This is a genomic window from Neorhizobium galegae bv. orientalis str. HAMBI 540 (assembly GCF_000731315.1).
Classification (GTDB): Bacteria; Pseudomonadota; Alphaproteobacteria; order Rhizobiales; family Rhizobiaceae; genus Neorhizobium; species Neorhizobium galegae.
This window is the reverse complement of sequence record NZ_HG938354.1, coordinates 129,414-145,558: the sequence shown is the minus strand read 5'-3', so window position 1 is coordinate 145,558 and position 16,145 is coordinate 129,414. Positions and strand designations below refer to the sequence as shown.

Here is a 16,145-nt window from a genome sequence, read left to right as displayed (position 1 = left end):
CTGTAAGCCATGGTGAAGACAGGGGCGTCCGGCAAAACCGGGCTGAGAAGCACCCTTAGAACCTGAACCAGATCATGCTGGCGGAGGGAGTCGTCCGGGCGTTCAACATTGCGCCCCGCGCCTGCCCCGCCGAACGAGGCAGACATGCAGACGACAATGCCCCTTGGGCTCCTTGGACAAACCCCCGGCCTGTTGCTGACCGCGATGCGCGCGAAAAACCCACTCGTTCAGAACATCACCAATTTCGTGGCGATGAACATTGCCGCCAACGTGATGCTTGCGGCCGGCGCCTCGCCCGCCATGGTGCACACCAAGGAAGAAGCCGGCGAGTTCGCCCGCATCGCGGCGGCTCTGACGATCAATATCGGCACGCTGTCGCCGGATTTCCTGGCCGGCATGAAGGCGGCAGCTTCGGCCGCCGCAGAAGCTGGCAGGCCATGGGTGCTCGACCCCGTCGCCCATTACGCCACCGCCTATCGTCGCGCGGCGCTTGCAGAGCTGATGGAACTGCGGCCCACTATCATCCGCGGCAACGCCTCGGAAATCATCGCGCTGGCCGGCAGCCAGTCGAGCGGCCATGGCGTCGACAGCGGCGACAGCGTCTCGGCAGCGGAAGACTCGGCAATCACCATTTCCCAGCAGAAGGCTTGCGTGGTGGCTGTTACCGGCGAGGTGGATTTCGTCACCGACGGCCGACGTTCGGTCCGCATCCTCGGCGGCTCTGCCCTGATGCCGCGCGTCACCGCGCTCGGCTGCTCGCTCACCTGCCTGGTCGGCGCCTTTGCTGCGACCACGGACGACCCCTTCGAGGCGACACTCGCCGCACTCGCGATGTTCGCGGTCGCGGGCGAGGAAGCGGCCTTCACCGCCTCCGGTCCCGGCTTCTTCTCGCCGATCTTCCTCGACCGTCTCGCGGCGCTGACTGGCGAGACGCTCGATGCAAAGGCAAGGATCGTCGCAGCATGAAAAAGATCTTCGACCTTTCCGTCTACCTCGTCCTCGATCCCGATCTCTGCCGCGAGATCGGCATGATCGAGACGACAAGGCTGGCCGTCGCCGGCGGCGTCACCATGATCCAGCTGCGCGACAAGCAGGCGGATACGGCAAAATTGATCGAAACCGGCCGGGCGCTGAAGGCGGTACTTTCCGGCACCGGCGTGCCCCTGATCATCAACGACGACGTGGAGGCAGCAATCGCGATCGGCGCCGAGGGCCTGCATGTCGGCCAGAGCGACATGGCGGCAGTGATGGCCCGGCAGCGTGCCGGCCATGGCATGATCCTCGGCCTCTCGGTCGAAACCGAGGACCTGGCGCGGCGGGTGGACCCATCGATCGTCGATTATGTCGGCATCGGTCCGGTGTTTGCGACCAATACGAAGCCCGACCACAAGCAACCGATCGGTTTTGACGGCCTCGCGCGCATTGTCGCCATGGCGCCGGTTCCGGCGGTCGCGATCGGCGGCATCAAGGCGGAACATGCCGGCCCCGCACTCGCCGCCGGCGCAAAGGGCATCGCCGTTGTGTCCGCCATCTGCGGCCAGCCCGATCCGGAAGCCGCCGCCCGCCGAATTGCCGCGGAAATCGAAAGGGCACGCACATGAGCATCAAAAACGTCCTGTCGATCGCCGGTTCGGACCCTTCCGGCGGCGCCGGCATCCAGGCGGACCTGAAAACTTTTGCGGCCCGCGGCACCTATGGCATGGCGGCGCTGACCGCGCTGACCGCCCAGAATACCCAAGGGGTCACCGGGGTGCATGCGGTGCCCGCCGCCTTCGTCGCAAACCAGATCCGCACCATCTTTCTCGACGTGCGGGTCGACGCGGTGAAGATCGGCATGATCGCCAATGCCGAAATCGCCGAGGCAGTTGCCGACGTGCTGCGCCTCTATCGCGATACCGTGCCGATCGTGCTCGATCCCGTCATGATCGCCAAGGGCGGCTCGCCGCTGCTGGCACTCGATGCGGTGGACGCCGTCACCTACAAGCTGATGCCGCTCGCCACCGTCGTCACCCCCAACCTGCCGGAAGCCGCAGCGCTGCTCGGCGAAACGATCGCCACGACCCGCGAAGAGATGGCGGCCCAGGCTGAGCGGCTGCTGAAGATCGGGCCCAAGGCAGTCCTGGTGAAGGGCGGTCATTTGGACAGCGAGGACAGCCCGGATGTGCTGGCAGACGCCACCGGCATCCACTGGTTCGAGGGCAGACGCACCGCGACCAGCAACACCCACGGCACCGGCTGCACGCTCTCGAGCGCAATTGCCGCCGAACTCGCCAAGGGCGCTTTCCCGGCAGAAGCGGTTGCGATCGCCAAGACCTATCTCGCCGGCGCGATCGCCGCCGCCGACACCCTCACGGTCGGCACCGGCCACGGGCCGGTATCGCATTTTTACGAGTGGTGGTGAGACGGCAGCTATTCGGCAGTCTTCTCCGCCGCGGTGAAACGCGCCTTTGCATCTTCTGCGGAGGCCGCCTTCAGCAAAGCGGCCCAATCGTCGGGCGGGTTGCCGCCGGACAGCATTTTCCGGAACACCCCATAGGCATCGGTCTTTGCGCCATAGGTGCGCGGCGTGTTTTCATCATTCACCCAGGCGAAGATGATGATCCTCGCTTCGCTGCTGCAGCGGAAGAACAGACGGAAACGCTGGCCCCCGAACTTCGCCCGAAACCAGTGTTTCCGGCCTTCGCCGAGAGTGCCACCCTGGCGATAGGCCGCCAGCGTTGGGTCGGCCGGAATGATCTTGAAAACCAGATCCGACAAGGCGGCAAGCAGCTTGGCATTGGCGGTAGCCTGATAGTGTTCGGGATCCTTGTCCCTTGATCGCTCGACGGCGAGCGTCAGCTTTTCCAGCTGATCGAGGAAGAGCGGATGCGCGAGGATGGTCCAGCCGTTGATCACCAGCATAGGCTAGAGATCGACTTCGCCGTCGATCGGCGCATCTAGGTCCATCTTCATGCCCTTGGTCAGGGCAGTCATGCGATCAACCAAAGCCGGTGGCAGCGTCGAAAGCGCCTCCGGCCGGGTTTCCATGTCGCGGGCCAGGAAGGCGAGAAAACTGTCGACCACCGGGTCGGGCTGATCCGCCGCTTCCCGGACAATCGAAACGCCGTGCTCGTCATCGACCTGGAAGACGATCCGATCCCCGTAATCCAGACCCATCGCCTGACGGACGGATTTGGGAACCGTGGTCTGGCCCTTGGCGGTGATCGTGCTGACTTCCTTGAATACAGTCGCCATCATTAACTCCTATCCCTCGAAAGTAAGGAAAAATCCTTACTTCGTCAAGAAGGGAAGCTTTCGGCGCTCCTGTAGCCGCCGCCGGTCACATCGGCGGCACGACGCCCTTGGTGTCGACTATGACGCGGGCGGTCGAAAGGGAGCCGTCGGCGGCCTTGTCGGAATTGATGATGACGGGTGCGCCGGCGACGAGGTCGGCAGAGGTGGCAGAGGCGATGGTCACCACCGGCGTGCCGGCCGGGACCGCCATCTTCTTTTCCTGCCCGTTGTAGGTGAGGGTCAGTTCGCGTCCCTCCACGGCCTTTACGGCATTCGAAACCGTCGCATTGGTCATCGTGCTGTTGGGCTTCAGGTCGTAGGCGAAGCTTCCCTCGCCGGTTCCCTTCATCGCCGCCGGGAAGACCAGAACTTCCAATGCGCCGTCGCCACCATCGGCCTTTGGCACGGAGGCAACGCCCACATAGTCGCCGGGCTTGATGTCGTCGAGTGAGGCATTGACGACGGTGGAAACCATCAGGCCGGAATTGAGCGTGACGGCGGCCATGGTCCCTTCGCGGGTCTTGACGTTGAGGACCGAGCCGTCCAGCGAGACGATCGTTCCGCGGACGCGAACGCGCGCGCTCTGGGCATCGACAACCGAGATGGTGGCGAGGAAAGCGGATAGTCCGAGGGCAAGCAGTGCGGCGATTTTCGGCAGGCGACGTCGGGACATGTGTCTATCTCCATTTGCCGCGATGTTAGGCCGGGGGAGCCACACTCGGCCAATCAATGAAAATTGACGCTTCTCGATCCCTTCGTGTAGTTCGGTGAACCTTCAACCCTTCTGGGTGGTGATCTTCTCGAAGGCGACGGCGATCTCCTGGCTGCCGTAAGGCTTCTTCAGAAGCACTGCGCCCTCTACTGCCGCCTCGTCGGGAATGCGGTCGTTGCCGGTCGCGAACACGATGCCGACATCGGGAGATAACTTGCGCGCCCGTTGCGCGAACTCGCCGCCGGAGAGACCCGGCAGCCCGAGATCGGTGACCACCACGTCGAAGCTGCGCTCCTCTATCATGATGATCGCCTCCTCCGCCGTCGAGGCTTCGGAAACTTCGTGGCCCAGCTCGGTCAGAAGATCGGCCGTGCTCATGCGGATCAGGAAATCGTCCTCGACCAGCAGCACGGAATAATGCGGCTTGACCGGTTGTTGCCCGATCACCGGGGCGGCAGGTTTGGCCGCGAACGACGCCCTCACCCGGTTGCGATGCTGCTGGCCGTTCAGCACATGGCGTATCTTCCGCGCCAAGGCTTCGCGGGTATAGGGTTTCGACAGCAGCTCGACGCCGGAATCGAGCCGGCCGCCGTGCACGATCGAGTTTTCCGTATAACCCGAGGTGAACAGCACGGCGATATCCGGCATCCGCTCGCGGGCGTGCCTGGCAAGCTCGGTGCTCTTCAGTGGCCCCGGCATCACCACGTCGGTGAACAGAAGATCGACCGGCACGCCGCTTTCGATGATACTCAGCGCGCCCGCCGCGTCCTTGGCCTTCAGCACCGCATAACCGAGATCGCCGAGCAGCTCGATGACCGTGGCGCGCACCTGCTCGTCGTCCTCCGCCACCAGAATGGTTTCCGTGCCGCCGGTCACCGGGCCGAAATCGGCGTCGGTCACCAGATCCTCACTGCGCTGGATGCGCGGGAAATAGATCTTGACGGTCGTTCCCTGGCCGAGTTCGCTGTAGATCTTGACGTGCCCGCCGGACTGCTTGACGAAACCGTAGACCATGGAAAGGCCAAGCCCCGTGCCCTTGCCGATAGGTTTGGTGGAGAAGAACGGCTCGAACACCTGTTCCATCACCTCCGGCGTCATGCCGGTGCCGGTGTCGGTCACCGCCATCATCACATATTGGCCGGCCGGCACGTCCGCATGCTGGCGCACGTAATTGTCATCGAGGAAGGCGTTGCCCGCCTCGATCGTCAGCTTGCCACCGCCTTCCATCGCGTCGCGCGCATTGATCGCGAGGTTGAGGAGCGCATTCTCGATCTGGGTCGGGTCGACCAGCACGTTCCAGAGGCCGCCGGATCGGATCGTCTCGACCTCGATATCCTCCCCGAGCGTGCGGCGCAGCAGTTCTTCCATGCCGGTCAGGAACCGGCCGATATTGACGACCTTCGGTTCCAGCGGCTGGCGGCGGCCGAAGGCGAGCAGCTGGCTGGCGAGCTTGGAACCGCGTTGCACGCCGGCAAGCGCATTTTCCACCCGGCGGCCGGCCCGCTGGTTGCCGGCGACGTCCTTGGCGAGAAGCTGAAGATTGCCGGAGATCACCTGCAGCAGGTTGTTGAAATCGTGCGCGACACCGCCTGTCAACTGGCCGAGCGCTTCCATCTTCTGGCTCTGGCGCAGCGCCTCTTCCATCTTCATGCGCTCGGAGATTTCGGAGGCGATCTTCTGTTCGAGGCTGGCATTCAGCACCTGTAGCGCCTCTTCGGCGCGCTGGCGTTCGGCGAGGTCGCGTTCCGCGGCGCGGAAAAGCCGCGCATTGTCGATGGCGATCGCCACCTGGCCGGCGGCCCCCACCACCAGCCGCTCATGCTCTTCGCGGAACTGAGCCGGCTCGGCATGTCCGAAGAACAGGCCGCCGATCACCTCGCCGGAGCGCGAGATCACCGGAACCGTCAGATAGCTGCGCACCGGCAGATGGTCCTTCGGCATGCCGAAATACGGATCGTTCCGGCCGTAGCGCGGATCCGCCATGATATCGTCGGAGCGAATGACGCCCTCGCCGCTGAATGTCGGCGCGAAAACGGCCGTGTTGCGCGGCATCGGAAAATTTTCGAATGCCGACCGGGGAACGCCGGACAGCGCATAGAGCATATAGCTTTCGCCGCGGTCGTTGACCACGTTGTAGAAGAAGGCTCCGAACTGCGCGCCAGTCAGTTCGACGCCGGCGTCGGTGGTCATCTGCACCACCTTTTCGAGGTCAAGTTCGGCGGAAAGTTCTGCGCCGAGCCGGTTCAGCACCTCCAGATGCCGGGTTTCCTTGAGAAGCGCGATCTCCGCCTTCTTCTGATCGGTGACATCGCTGCCCTGGATGAAGATCCCGGCCGGGTGGCCGGCATCGTCGACGATCGGCTGATAGACGAAGTCCACGAAACGCTCTTCCGGCGGCAGACCGGGCCGGCGCGCCAGCATCACGCTCACACCCTGGCCGAGATGGGGACGGCCGCTTCTGCGGACCTCATCGAGCAGGTCGGAAAAACCCTGTTCGGCCACTTCCGGCAGGGCTTCGCGGATGGGGCGCCCAAGCAGGTCCCGACCGCCGACGAGGCGCATATAGGCGCCGTTCGCCATTTCGAAAACATGGTCCGGTCCGGTCACCATGGCCATGAAGCCCGGAGCCTGATCGAACATCAGACGCAGACGCTCGCCTTCGCCCAGAAGCCGCCGCTCGGCGCGCACCTTGGCCGTATTCTCAACGACGATCGCCACCACGCCGAAAGGCTTGCCGGCCTCGTCATAGACTGGAGAATAGTAGAGGTTCATGAAGGCGGAGGCCGGCGTGCCGGAGCGGTCGAGGACCATTTCCTGGTCGGAATAGGCAAGCGTGCCGCCTGCGAAACAGACCTTCATGACGTTGTCATTGAAGTCCGCAACTTCAGGCCAGCCCTCGCGCACCTTGCATCCGAGGATGCCGGGATGGCGCCTTCCGGCAAAATCGGAATAGGCGTCGTTATAGATCATCACGCCGTCCTCGTTCCACAACGTGACGATCGGGACCGGCGAACGAAGCATGAGGGAAATCGTGGTCTTGAGGCTCTGCGGCCAGGTGGCGATCGGCCCGAGCGAAGTGCCTGCCCAATTGAAAGCCGAAATAAGACGGGCCATTTTGCCGCTGTGGGAAAGAAAGGCTGTCTCGGCAGTCGAATGATTCATCATCGGGCTTTCGGCGGCGATCGGCGCTATGCTGCCGTCTTACATGACAACGATCACCTGAGACAGCCTTTTTGACAATCGTCAATTAGGGCATTGCCACGAAAAAGCCATGGGCGCCGAGGCCTATTTTCGACGTAGTCCGAAGGACTTCAGGCAAGGTCCGTACGTGCGAAATCGGCGCCCTTGTAGAGCAGCGACAGGCCTCGGTTTTTGGCGCAGGCATAAGAGAGACAGTCGGCCAGATTGAGCTGTGCCGGATGTCCCCTGCCCTTGCCGTAATCCCGGAAAGCCCGGATCGCCAGCTCGCCATCGGCTTCCTCGATAGGGACGATCTTTATTTTCGTCTCTTTGAAGAAATCAGATAGGCCGTGCTCAATGACGAGGGGATCCTCATCGAGCTTCGTCGACAGCCTCATGGCAGCCTCAAGCACGACCAAAGCACTGGTGCAGAGGTTCTCCGCCGCTTCGATCTTGCTTATCCAAGTTGGCGCATCCTCCTCCTTGGAAAAGATCGCGACGATGACGGAGGTATCGACGAACACTAGTGACCCCACATCTCGTCGATTTCTTCCTTGGTCATATCCCGCCCCTCTCCACCCTTGATGGCGTGAAGGCGATCGACGATTTTCATCACACGTTCCTGAAGGGGCGCTTCCGCCTGCTCCTCTCTTGAAAGCTTCTCCTCAAGCGCCTCGATCACCGCCTCGGTCATGCTAACCTTACGTTTTTTGGCAAGCCGCTCCGCGAGTTCTCGGGCACGAGGATCCCGTATCTGCAGGTTCATGGCAATCGCTCCAATCGTTGTCATGACAGATAGCACATCCGCCATGACAACGCGAGCGAAACCCTGTCAGCCGCAGCGCCCCGCCTGGGTCAATGCCGCGCTCACGCCGGAAAGCGAGAACGTGTAGCTGGTCTGCGTGCCACGCTGGGAGACCGCTTCGAGCGTCATGCTGCTTCCCGATTTCATCGCCGCGACAAGAGCGGCATCGGCGCTCTCCTGTTTCGTCCAGCCGGAATTGCCCTTCGGCTCCAGGGCAAAGGTTCGGCCGTCTACGGTGACCGTCATCTGCGATCCGCCCTTGAGGTCGTAACCCATGATCGCCTGCGGATAGAAGCCGGATCCGGAAGGCTTTGGCGCGACGAGGAAAAAGTTGTCGCCGTGATCGACATTGGCGGGCTGCATCTGCGTCGGCGTGGTCAGCACGTAGCAGGTCGTGCCGCCGTCGCCCTTGTAGGAATAGAGGCCCCAGGCGTCGAATTTTTTCACCATGCTCGGGATGGGCTGGGCAAGGACGGGTGCTGCGATTGTGGAAAGAGCGAGTGCGGAAAGGGCGAAAAGCTTGATGGACAATCTTGTCTCCATGGTCGGAAATGGCGAGGGAGCCGCGGCGGCGATGGCCGCGCGCAGAAGATAGCCCATTCAAAAATCGATCGGTTATCACAAGGTTAATTGCATCGGGCGCACGTCCCGAAACGAGGCACTCGCGAGGCCCGGATGAGGCCGGATCGTGATCCGCGTTGCTTTGCGCTTCCCCCGGGTTTCGGGGAAAGCGGTCAAAGGTTAATGCCCGCGGTCACAGCCCGGTCACAATCATGTCAGGCGACCATAAATGCTGTGCATATTTGCGGTAGATTGAAAGGTGGCCGCCAGGGCCACCTCATATCGGCAGGTTATTCCGGCTTCGTCGCGCAGATCGCGAAGCGTTCCTGCACCATGCGCTCCAGGCCGCGCAGGAACGGCATCTTGCGGGCCTGGGCCCAATGAATGTCGGACAGCTTGCGGTCGACCACGATGTTGACGAAACCGGCCTTGGTCAAAAGATCGACCACCGCTTCCGCCGGCATTGCGTCCGAGAAATAGACGCGCGAGCGGATGTTCTGGTGACGTGCCGCCATGGCCGGCGTCATGTGGCTTGCGGCCGGCTTGCCGGTCACCCTGGACCAGAGTTTCTGCAGGCCCTTGACCCAGGTCTCCTTGCCCATGTTGCCATCAAGGATCAGCACTTTACCCCCCGGCTTCAGGACGGAGAACCATTCGGCGAAAGCGGCTGGCGGATCGACCAGCGTCCAGACCAGATGCCGATTGGTGATGACATCGTAGCTGTTCTTCGGCTCCATCGTATTTTCCGCGTCGCCGGACACGAAACGGATATCGGCACCGCGTTTCTTCGCCTTGGCGCGCGCCTGGCCCAGCATCGCATCCGACCAGTCAAGCCCGGTGACCTTGAAACCGACGTCGTTCATCAGATGCGAGATGACGGCGGTGCCGCAGGCAAGATCCAGAGCGGCGCGGCCAGTGCCATCGCCCAGATGCTTGCGGATCAGCCGCTGCCAGCCCTTGCGTTCTTCCTCGGAGAAGATTTCGTGGCCGACGCTCTCGTCGAACGTCGCCGCCCTCTCCGACCAGAAGTCGCGGATTTCGTCACGGATGGAATAGTTGGAGTTCATCGAATTCATTTAGGCGCCCCGATAGTCAGACTACTTTGGAAAAGCTCTAAAACATAGAACTTGATTCCAAAAGTCATATTTCATATGCATGCGGACATTATCAGACATCGGGGGAGTTTCCAGATGAATTTCGCGAAAATGCTTGCAACATCAACGGTTGTGCTTGCAAGCCTTCTACCGTTTTCCGTGCTGGCGCAGTCGTTCACCGTCAAGGACGTCGCTGGCCGTGAGGTGAAGTTCGACAAGCCGGTCGAGCGCGTTATTCTCGGTGAAGGCCGGATGCTCTATTCGGTCGCCCCGATCGAAAAGGAAGATCCTTTCGCCAGGATCGTCGGCTGGCGCAACGACCTGCTGACCACCGACAAGGATGGCTACGACACCTATCTCGCGAAATTCCCGAAGGGCAAGGAACTGCCGTTCCTCGGCAACCTGACCGACGGCACGCTGCAGACCGAGACCGTCGTCAAGCTGAACCCGGACGTCATGCTGCTGCCGATCGGCAACAAGAAGGCCGCAGACGAGGTGAAGCTCGAGGACATGCTGAACAAGATCGGCGTGAAGATCGTCTATATCGACTTCCGCGAACACATCCTCGACAATACCGAGCCGAGCCTCAAGGTTCTCGGCCAGATCTTCGGCCACGAGGATCGCGCCGCAGCCGTCGCCGCCTACTGGAAGCAGCAGATGGCCCGCGTTACCGACAAGCTGAAGGCCGCCAACCCGAAGAAGCCGAATGTCTTCATGTATCGGGCGGCCGGTCTGGTCGAGTGCTGCGGCACCTTCGGTCCCGACAATTTCGGCTTGATGGTGGATTGGGCCGGCGGCCATAACCTCGGTTCGGACTTCCTTCCGGGCTATACCGGCTCGATCAATGCCGAGCAGGTCGTCGCTTCCAATCCGGATGTCGTCGTCGTCACCGGCTCGAACTGGAGCCAGACCAAGGACGCCAAGGATTTTGTGAATGTCGGCCCGAACGCGGCCCCCGCGTTCGACGGCAGCCGCAAGGCGCTGGACGCCCTGATGCAGAATGCGGCCTTCACCGGCTCCAGGGCTGTCGCAGGAGGCAATGTCCACGCCATCTGGCATCAGTTCTACACGAGCCCCTATCAGTTCGTGGCCGTACAGCGGATGGCAAAATGGTTCCACCCGGAGCTGTTCGCCGATCTCGACCCGGATGCGACCTTCAAGGAATTCCACGAGAAATTCCTGCCGGTTCCGTATCAGCCGGGCTACTGGGTCGACGCCAGGGCGGCAAAGTAACCCGATATGGCCGAGATCGCCGCATTGCCGATCGAAGCTGAAGCCGGGCGGGAGCGCTATCGCGCCCTCGCCCGCCGCAAGCTTGTGATCCTCGCTGCCATGACAGCCGCCCTTTGTCTGTCGTTCGCCGTCGATCTCGCCTGGGGGCCAGCCCGCTACAGCCTCGGCGAAGTCGTCGCCGCGCTGATCAACCCCTCCTCCGTCTCGGCCCAGATCCGTGCCGTGGTCTGGGATATCCGCATGCCGGTCGCCGTCATGGCGATCGTCGTCGGCGCCGCGCTGTCGGTTGCCGGTGCCCAGATGCAGACCATTCTTGCCAACCCGCTCGCCAGCCCGTTCACGCTCGGCATCTCGGCCGCCGCCAGCTTCGGCGCAGCGCTGGCAATCGTCACCAGCGTCTCCATCCTGCCGGTTGCGGCCACCCTGCTCGTGCCGGTCAATGCCTTCATCATGGCGCTGATCGCCACGCTGTTCATCCATTTCATCTCGCAGATGCGCGGCGTCTCGGTGCAGACGGTCGTCCTCCTCGGCATCGCGCTGGTCTTCACCTTCAACGCGCTGCTCGCCTTCCTGCAATATCTCGCCTCCGAGCAGGCGCTGTCGGCCGTCGTCTTCTGGACCATGGGCAGCCTCACCAAGGCAACCTGGCCGAAGATCGGCATCACGCTCGCCGTCCTGCTGATCGCGCTGCCGCTGTTTGCCCGCCACGCCTGGGCGCTGACCGCCATCCGGCTCGGTGAGGACAAGGCGGCGAGCTTCGGCGTCAATGTCCGGCGCATCCGGCTCGAAACCATGCTGATCATCTCGCTGCTCGCAGCCGTGCCGGTCAGCTTCGTCGGCACGATCGGTTTCGTCGGCCTGGTCGGCCCGCATATCGCCCGCATGATCCTCGGCGAAGACCAGCGCTTTTTCCTGCCGGGCTCGATCCTGTCGGGAGCACTTTTGCTGTCGCTCACCTCGATCGTCTCGAAGTCGATCATTCCGGGCGTCGTTTTTCCGATCGGCATCATCACGGCGCTGGTCGGTGTTCCATTCTTCTTCTCGCTCATCCTCTCGAATCGGAGCCGGTCATGGTAGCGATGCAACTGCAATCGGTCGGCGCTTATCACGGCCGCAAGCTGTTCGTGGAAGACGTGACGACGCCAGTCATGAAGGCCGGCGAGCTGATCGCCGTCATCGGCCCCAACGCTGCCGGCAAGTCGACGCTGTTCAAGCGCATCACGGGCCTCCTGAAGGGGCCGGGCAATATCGTCATCGACGGCGCCAGGACCAAGAACGCCATCACCTACATGCCGCAGGACACTTCGGCCAATGCGGTGCTGACCGTCTACGAATCCATTCTTCTCGCCCGCAAGCAGGGCCAGTCCTGGAGCGTCAGCGACAGCGACCTCTCGTTCATCGACGAAATCATGCGGGCGCTCAACATCACCGCCATCGCGTTTCGGGATCTCGGTGCGCTCTCCGGCGGTCAGCGCCAGCTGGTGTCGATCGCCCAGGCACTCGTCCGCGAACCGGAAATCATGCTGATGGACGAGCCGACCAGCGCGCTCGATCTTCACCGGCAGGTCGAAGTGCTCGATTTCATGCAGCGCCGGGCGCGCTCGAAGGGCATGGTCGTGATGATCGCCATCCACGACCTCAACCAGGCGCTCCGCTTTGCCGACAAGGTTCTGGTGATCGCCAACGGCCGCATGCGCGCCTGCGGTTACCCGCGCGACGTCGTCACGGTCGACATGCTGCGGGACGTCTACAGGGTGCATGCCCGCATCGAGAAATGCTCGATGGACCACGACCACGTGATCGTCGACGGGACGGCGCATTAGGCAGCCGCTGAATGTGCTGCCTGGCGCTGCGTGCGGCTTGAGCGCGATCAGGCGCCCAAACCGCACAGCACGTCGGCGATAAAAAGCCGCTAGCGCTTCCCGAACTAGTGCCGGACACCCTTTTCCACGGTCAGATGCCGACCGAGAATCTCGTCATTGGCGAGCAGGTCGGCGCTGGTGCCCTGGTAGACGATCGCGCCACGATCGAGGATGACGGCATCGTCGGAGAGCGGCAGCACCTTACGGGCCTTCTGCTCGATGATGATAGCCGACATGCCCTCGCCTTGCGTGATCCGCTGGATCGCCGCGAGCAGTTCGTCGACTATGATCGGCGCCAGGCCCTCGGTCGGCTCATCGAGGAGAAGCAGTTTCGGATTGACCATCAGCGCCCGCCCGACCGCCAGCATCTGCTGCTCGCCGCCGGAGAGCTGGTTGCCGAGGTTCTTGCGGCGCTCCTTGAGACGCGGGAACATCGTATAGACCCGCTCCAGCGTCCAGACGCCGGGGCGCGCGATCGCCGTCATGTTTTCCTCGACGGTCAGCGACTTGAAGATGTTGCGCTCCTGCGGCACCCAGCCGATTCCCGCCGCCGCACGTCGGTCGGCGCGCAGTTTGGTGACGTCGCGCCCCATCAGGTGGATCGACCCCGAATGATGGGTGGTGACGCCGGCGAGCGTATTGACGAAAGTCGTCTTGCCCGTGCCGTTGCGGCCGAGCAGCGCCAGGGTGCGGCCTTCCCGGATCGTCAGGCTGATGCCGGCAAGCACGCTCGCCTCGCCATAACCCGCGACCAGCTTTTCGGTGACCAGAACCGGGGCACTCATGCATTTTCTCCGAGATAGACCGCTTTGACGCGCGGATCGGTGGAGATTTCCGCAACCGTTCCTTCGACGAAGACGGCGCCCGCCACCAGAACCGAAATCCGGTTGGCGAACGAGAACACCAGATCCATGTCGTGCTCGATCAGCAGCACCGTCACGTCGGCGGGAAGATCGGAGACGATCTGCAGCACTTCGTGCCGTTCGTCTTCGGGCACGCCGGCCGCCGGTTCATCGAGCAGCAGGACACGGGGCTTCGACGCAAAAGCCAGCGCGATCTCGAGCAGGCGTTGCTTGCCATAGGGCAGGATCACGGTGCGCTCGCCCATCACCGAGGCAAGCCCGAAGCGCGCCAAAAGGGCTGCCGCCTCGTCGACGACCTTGCCGCAACCGGCAATCGACCGCCACAGATTGTGGCCGACGCCCTCGCGCTCGGCGATTGCCAGCGCCACGGTTTCGAGCGGCGTGAACTCGTTGAACAGCTGGTTGATCTGGAAGGTGCGGGTAAGCCCGCGCTTGACCCGCCGGAACGAGGCCATCGAGGTGATGTCCTCGCCTTCGAGGAAGACCTGGCCTTCCGAGGGCGGCAGCACGCCGGTCAGGAGGTTGATCAGCGTCGTCTTGCCGGCGCCGTTCGGGCCGATCAGCGCATGGCGGGCGCCGCGCTCCACCTTCAGGCTGACGTCATTGGTGGCAAGGAAGGCGCCGAAGCGGCGCACCAGGTGCCTGGTTTCGAGAACGATCTCGCTCATCAGCGGTCCTCCTTTTTCGAGAGGCGCTCGGGCAGGTATTCGACCCAGCGCGACAGCCGGTCACGGCCGACCAGCACCAGGATGACGAGCAGCATGCCGATATAGAACATCCAGTATTGCGGGGTGATCACCGACAGCCAGTCCTTGACCAGGGTGAACAGGATCGCCCCGAAGATACCGCCATAGAGATAGCCGGTACCGCCGATGACGAGCACCAGCAGGACGTCGGCCGAGCGATGGAAGGCAAGCACGTCAGGCGAGACGAAAGCGGTCGTCTGGGTGAGCAGCGCCCCCGCCATGCCGGCAAACACGGCCGCGACCGTATAGGCGGTGACAATGCGCTTGCGCGCCGGCACGGCGACCATCGCGGAGCGCATCGAGTTACCCTTGATCGCCTTCAGCGACAGGCCGAACGGCGAAAAGGCAATGCGGCGCATGATCATCGTGCCGATGAAGAGCACGCCGACACAATAGAGATAACCGACCTTGCCGAACAGATCGAACTCGAACATGCCGAGGATCGGACCGGGCGAGAAACCGGAAAGGCCGTCGGCGCCGCCCGTCAGCCAGGCCATCTGGTTGGCGACTTCCGCCATCATCAGGCCGATGCCGAGCGTGGTCATCAGGCGGGTGAGGTCGGAGCCGCGCAGGATCAGGAAGCTGGTGAGCAGGCCGAGCACGCCGGAGGCAACGCCCGCGACGATCAACCCGGTCACCGGTTCGGCGAAATAATGCTGCGCCATCAGGCCCGCCACATAGGCGCCGAGGCCGAAGAAGGCGGTATGGCCGAGCGAGACGATGCCGGCAAACCCGAGCACCAGGTCGAGCGACACCGCAAACAGCGCCAGGATGGCGATCTCGGTGAGGATCAGCATCTTCGACGGCAGCAGGAAATAAGCGGCGATCGCGGCGATCCAGACGATGATCTCGTAGAAGCGGATGCGGCTCCGGCGCTTCATCAGCTTGGCAGCACGGGTTTCCGCTGCAGCGGTGGAGGAATTTGCGGACACGGTGGTTTCCTGCGGAAGAACGCTCATCGGCCACCCCTTGAGAACAGGCCGTTCGGCCGCACGATCAGCATGACGATCATCAGCGCGTAGATGACGAAGGGACCGATCGCCGGCACGTAATATTTGCCGGCCACGTCGGCAATGCCGAGCAGCAGGGCGGCGAGGAACGGACCGGAGACGGTGGACGTGCCGCCGACCGAGACGACAATGAGGAAGTAGATCATGAATTTCAGCGGGAAGTTCGGATCGAGCCCGAGGATTTCCGCGCCCATCGCCCCACCGAGACCGGCAAGGCCCGAACCGAAGGCGAAGGTCAACGCAAAGACGAGCGGCACGTTGATGCCGAGGCCCATGGCGACGCGCCGGTCATCGACGGCTGCGCGCAGCCGGCTGCCGAAGCGGGTCTTCGAGAGGATGAGCTGCAGCGCAAGCGCTAGTGCCGCGCAGACGATAATGGTGAAGAGCCGGTAACGACCGACGCCGACGCCGAACACATCCATGCGGCCGGAGAGCTCCGGCGGCAGGTTGATCAGCTGCTGCTGGCCGCCCATGAAGTAGTCGGTCGCGGCGATCGCCATGAAGACGATGCCGATCGAGAAGAGCACCTGGTCCAGATGGCTTGCCTGGTAGAGCCACTGGTAGAGCGTCCGTTCCAGCACGAGGCCGATCAGCGCCGAAACGATGAAAGCCGCCGGCAGACACCAATAGAAGGAGATGCCGTAGCGGTTCATCATCACCACGGTCACGTAGCCGCCGGCCATGGCAAACGCGCCATGCGCCAGGTTGATGAAGTTCATCAGACCGAGCGTCACCGTCAGCCCGCAGGCCAGAATGAAAAGCAGCATCCCATAGGCGATGCCGTCGAACAGGATTGTAAGCATTTG

At 62.8% G+C, this 16,145-nt stretch carries 18 protein-coding genes and 1 riboswitch; of the genes, 6 read left to right on the top strand and 12 right to left on the bottom strand.

Translation table 11 applies throughout. The features are described from left to right. Positions 1-10 precede the first annotated feature (10 nt). Positions 11-106, top strand: a riboswitch (TPP riboswitch). 38 nt (positions 107-144) lie between these two features. Genes thiM through thiD form a run of 3 tightly spaced genes read left to right on the top strand, consistent with a single transcriptional unit; the run spans position 145 to position 2,401 of the window. After that, the gene (gene thiM / locus RG540_RS23240) at positions 145-966 is read left to right on the top strand and encodes a hydroxyethylthiazole kinase (RefSeq protein WP_080725057.1); all 822 of its coding nucleotides are present in this window, start codon (positions 145-147) and stop codon (positions 964-966) included. Further along, positions 963-1,601, top strand: a complete 639-nt coding sequence (thiE, locus tag RG540_RS23235) for a thiamine phosphate synthase (protein WP_041363915.1) — start codon at positions 963-965, stop codon at positions 1,599-1,601. Before thiM ends, thiE begins: the two co-directional genes overlap by 4 nt. Further along, positions 1,598-2,401 carry a bifunctional hydroxymethylpyrimidine kinase/phosphomethylpyrimidine kinase gene (gene thiD, locus RG540_RS23230; protein ID WP_041363912.1) on the top strand — a complete coding sequence of 268 codons (804 nt, stop codon included), beginning with the start codon at positions 1,598-1,600 and terminating at the stop codon, positions 2,399-2,401. Before thiE ends, thiD begins: the two co-directional genes overlap by 4 nt. Positions 2,402-2,409: 8 nt before the next feature. Here the strand turns inward: thiD and RG540_RS23225 are convergent, their stop codons facing one another. The 8 genes from RG540_RS23225 to RG540_RS23190 all read right to left on the bottom strand — a co-directional run bounded on the left by RG540_RS23225 (position 2,410) and on the right by RG540_RS23190 (position 9,607). Beyond that, positions 2,410-2,901 carry a type II toxin-antitoxin system YhaV family toxin gene (locus tag RG540_RS23225; protein ID WP_041363909.1) on the bottom strand — a complete coding sequence of 164 codons (492 nt, stop codon included), beginning with the start codon at positions 2,899-2,901 and terminating at the stop codon, positions 2,410-2,412. A 3-nt stretch (positions 2,902-2,904) separates the two neighbouring features. Beyond that, positions 2,905-3,237 (bottom strand): type II toxin-antitoxin system PrlF family antitoxin, encoded by a 333-nt coding sequence (locus tag RG540_RS23220; RefSeq protein ID WP_244446746.1) that lies wholly within the window; start codon positions 3,235-3,237, stop codon positions 2,905-2,907. An 82-nt stretch (positions 3,238-3,319) separates the two neighbouring features. Beyond that, positions 3,320-3,946, bottom strand: a complete 627-nt coding sequence (locus RG540_RS23215) for a hypothetical protein (protein ID WP_051909711.1) — start codon at positions 3,944-3,946, stop codon at positions 3,320-3,322. A gap of 102 nt (positions 3,947-4,048) precedes the next feature. After that, positions 4,049-6,625 (bottom strand): response regulator, encoded by a 2,577-nt coding sequence (locus RG540_RS23210; protein WP_369418027.1) that lies wholly within the window; start codon positions 6,623-6,625, stop codon positions 4,049-4,051. Positions 6,626-7,296: 671 nt separating this feature from the next. Further along, on the bottom strand, positions 7,297-7,689 hold the full coding sequence (locus RG540_RS23205) for a type II toxin-antitoxin system VapC family toxin (RefSeq protein WP_041363905.1): 393 nt from the start codon (positions 7,687-7,689) through the stop codon (positions 7,297-7,299). Beyond that, the gene (locus RG540_RS23200) at positions 7,689-7,931 is read right to left on the bottom strand and encodes a type II toxin-antitoxin system VapB family antitoxin (RefSeq protein ID WP_041366237.1); all 243 of its coding nucleotides are present in this window, start codon (positions 7,929-7,931) and stop codon (positions 7,689-7,691) included. The genes RG540_RS23205 and RG540_RS23200 overlap by 1 nt, the downstream gene beginning before the upstream one ends. Before the next feature lie 66 nt (positions 7,932-7,997). Next, complete coding sequence (locus RG540_RS23195) at positions 7,998-8,513, bottom strand: invasion associated locus B family protein (RefSeq protein WP_041366236.1); 516 nt, start codon at positions 8,511-8,513, stop codon at positions 7,998-8,000. Between the two features lie 308 nt (positions 8,514-8,821). Next, a complete protein-coding gene (locus RG540_RS23190; RefSeq protein ID WP_041363904.1) occupies positions 8,822-9,607 on the bottom strand; it encodes a class I SAM-dependent methyltransferase in 786 nt (261 codons plus the stop codon). A gap of 114 nt (positions 9,608-9,721) precedes the next feature. Between RG540_RS23190 and RG540_RS23185 the strand changes: the two genes are divergently transcribed. From RG540_RS23185 to RG540_RS23175, 3 genes are read left to right on the top strand one after another with little or no spacing between them, the layout of a single operon-like run. Beyond that, the gene (locus tag RG540_RS23185) at positions 9,722-10,858 is read left to right on the top strand and encodes an ABC transporter substrate-binding protein (RefSeq protein ID WP_041363901.1); all 1,137 of its coding nucleotides are present in this window, start codon (positions 9,722-9,724) and stop codon (positions 10,856-10,858) included. Between the two features lie 6 nt (positions 10,859-10,864). Further along, positions 10,865-11,935 (top strand): FecCD family ABC transporter permease, encoded by a 1,071-nt coding sequence (locus RG540_RS23180; protein WP_041363900.1) that lies wholly within the window; start codon positions 10,865-10,867, stop codon positions 11,933-11,935. Beyond that, the gene (locus RG540_RS23175; RefSeq protein ID WP_041363897.1) at positions 11,929-12,681 is read left to right on the top strand and encodes an ABC transporter ATP-binding protein; all 753 of its coding nucleotides are present in this window, start codon (positions 11,929-11,931) and stop codon (positions 12,679-12,681) included. Before RG540_RS23180 ends, RG540_RS23175 begins: the two co-directional genes overlap by 7 nt. Positions 12,682-12,785: 104 nt before the next feature. Here RG540_RS23175 and RG540_RS23170 read toward each other — a convergent pair whose 3' ends face one another. The 4 genes from RG540_RS23170 to RG540_RS23155 are packed head-to-tail and all read right to left on the bottom strand — an operon-like array spanning position 12,786 to position 16,142. Then, positions 12,786-13,505 carry an ABC transporter ATP-binding protein gene (locus tag RG540_RS23170; RefSeq protein ID WP_041363895.1) on the bottom strand — a complete coding sequence of 240 codons (720 nt, stop codon included), beginning with the start codon at positions 13,503-13,505 and terminating at the stop codon, positions 12,786-12,788. Further along, a complete protein-coding gene (locus RG540_RS23165; RefSeq protein ID WP_041363893.1) occupies positions 13,502-14,251 on the bottom strand; it encodes an ABC transporter ATP-binding protein in 750 nt (249 codons plus the stop codon). Before RG540_RS23165 ends, RG540_RS23170 begins: the two co-directional genes overlap by 4 nt. After that, complete coding sequence (locus tag RG540_RS23160) at positions 14,251-15,288, bottom strand: branched-chain amino acid ABC transporter permease (RefSeq protein ID WP_040124002.1); 1,038 nt, start codon at positions 15,286-15,288, stop codon at positions 14,251-14,253. The genes RG540_RS23165 and RG540_RS23160 overlap by 1 nt, the downstream gene beginning before the upstream one ends. Continuing rightward, positions 15,285-16,142, bottom strand: coding sequence for a branched-chain amino acid ABC transporter permease (locus tag RG540_RS23155; RefSeq protein ID WP_041363891.1), 858 nt, complete (start codon positions 16,140-16,142; stop codon positions 15,285-15,287). Before RG540_RS23155 ends, RG540_RS23160 begins: the two co-directional genes overlap by 4 nt. Positions 16,143-16,145: the final 3 nt, after the last annotated feature.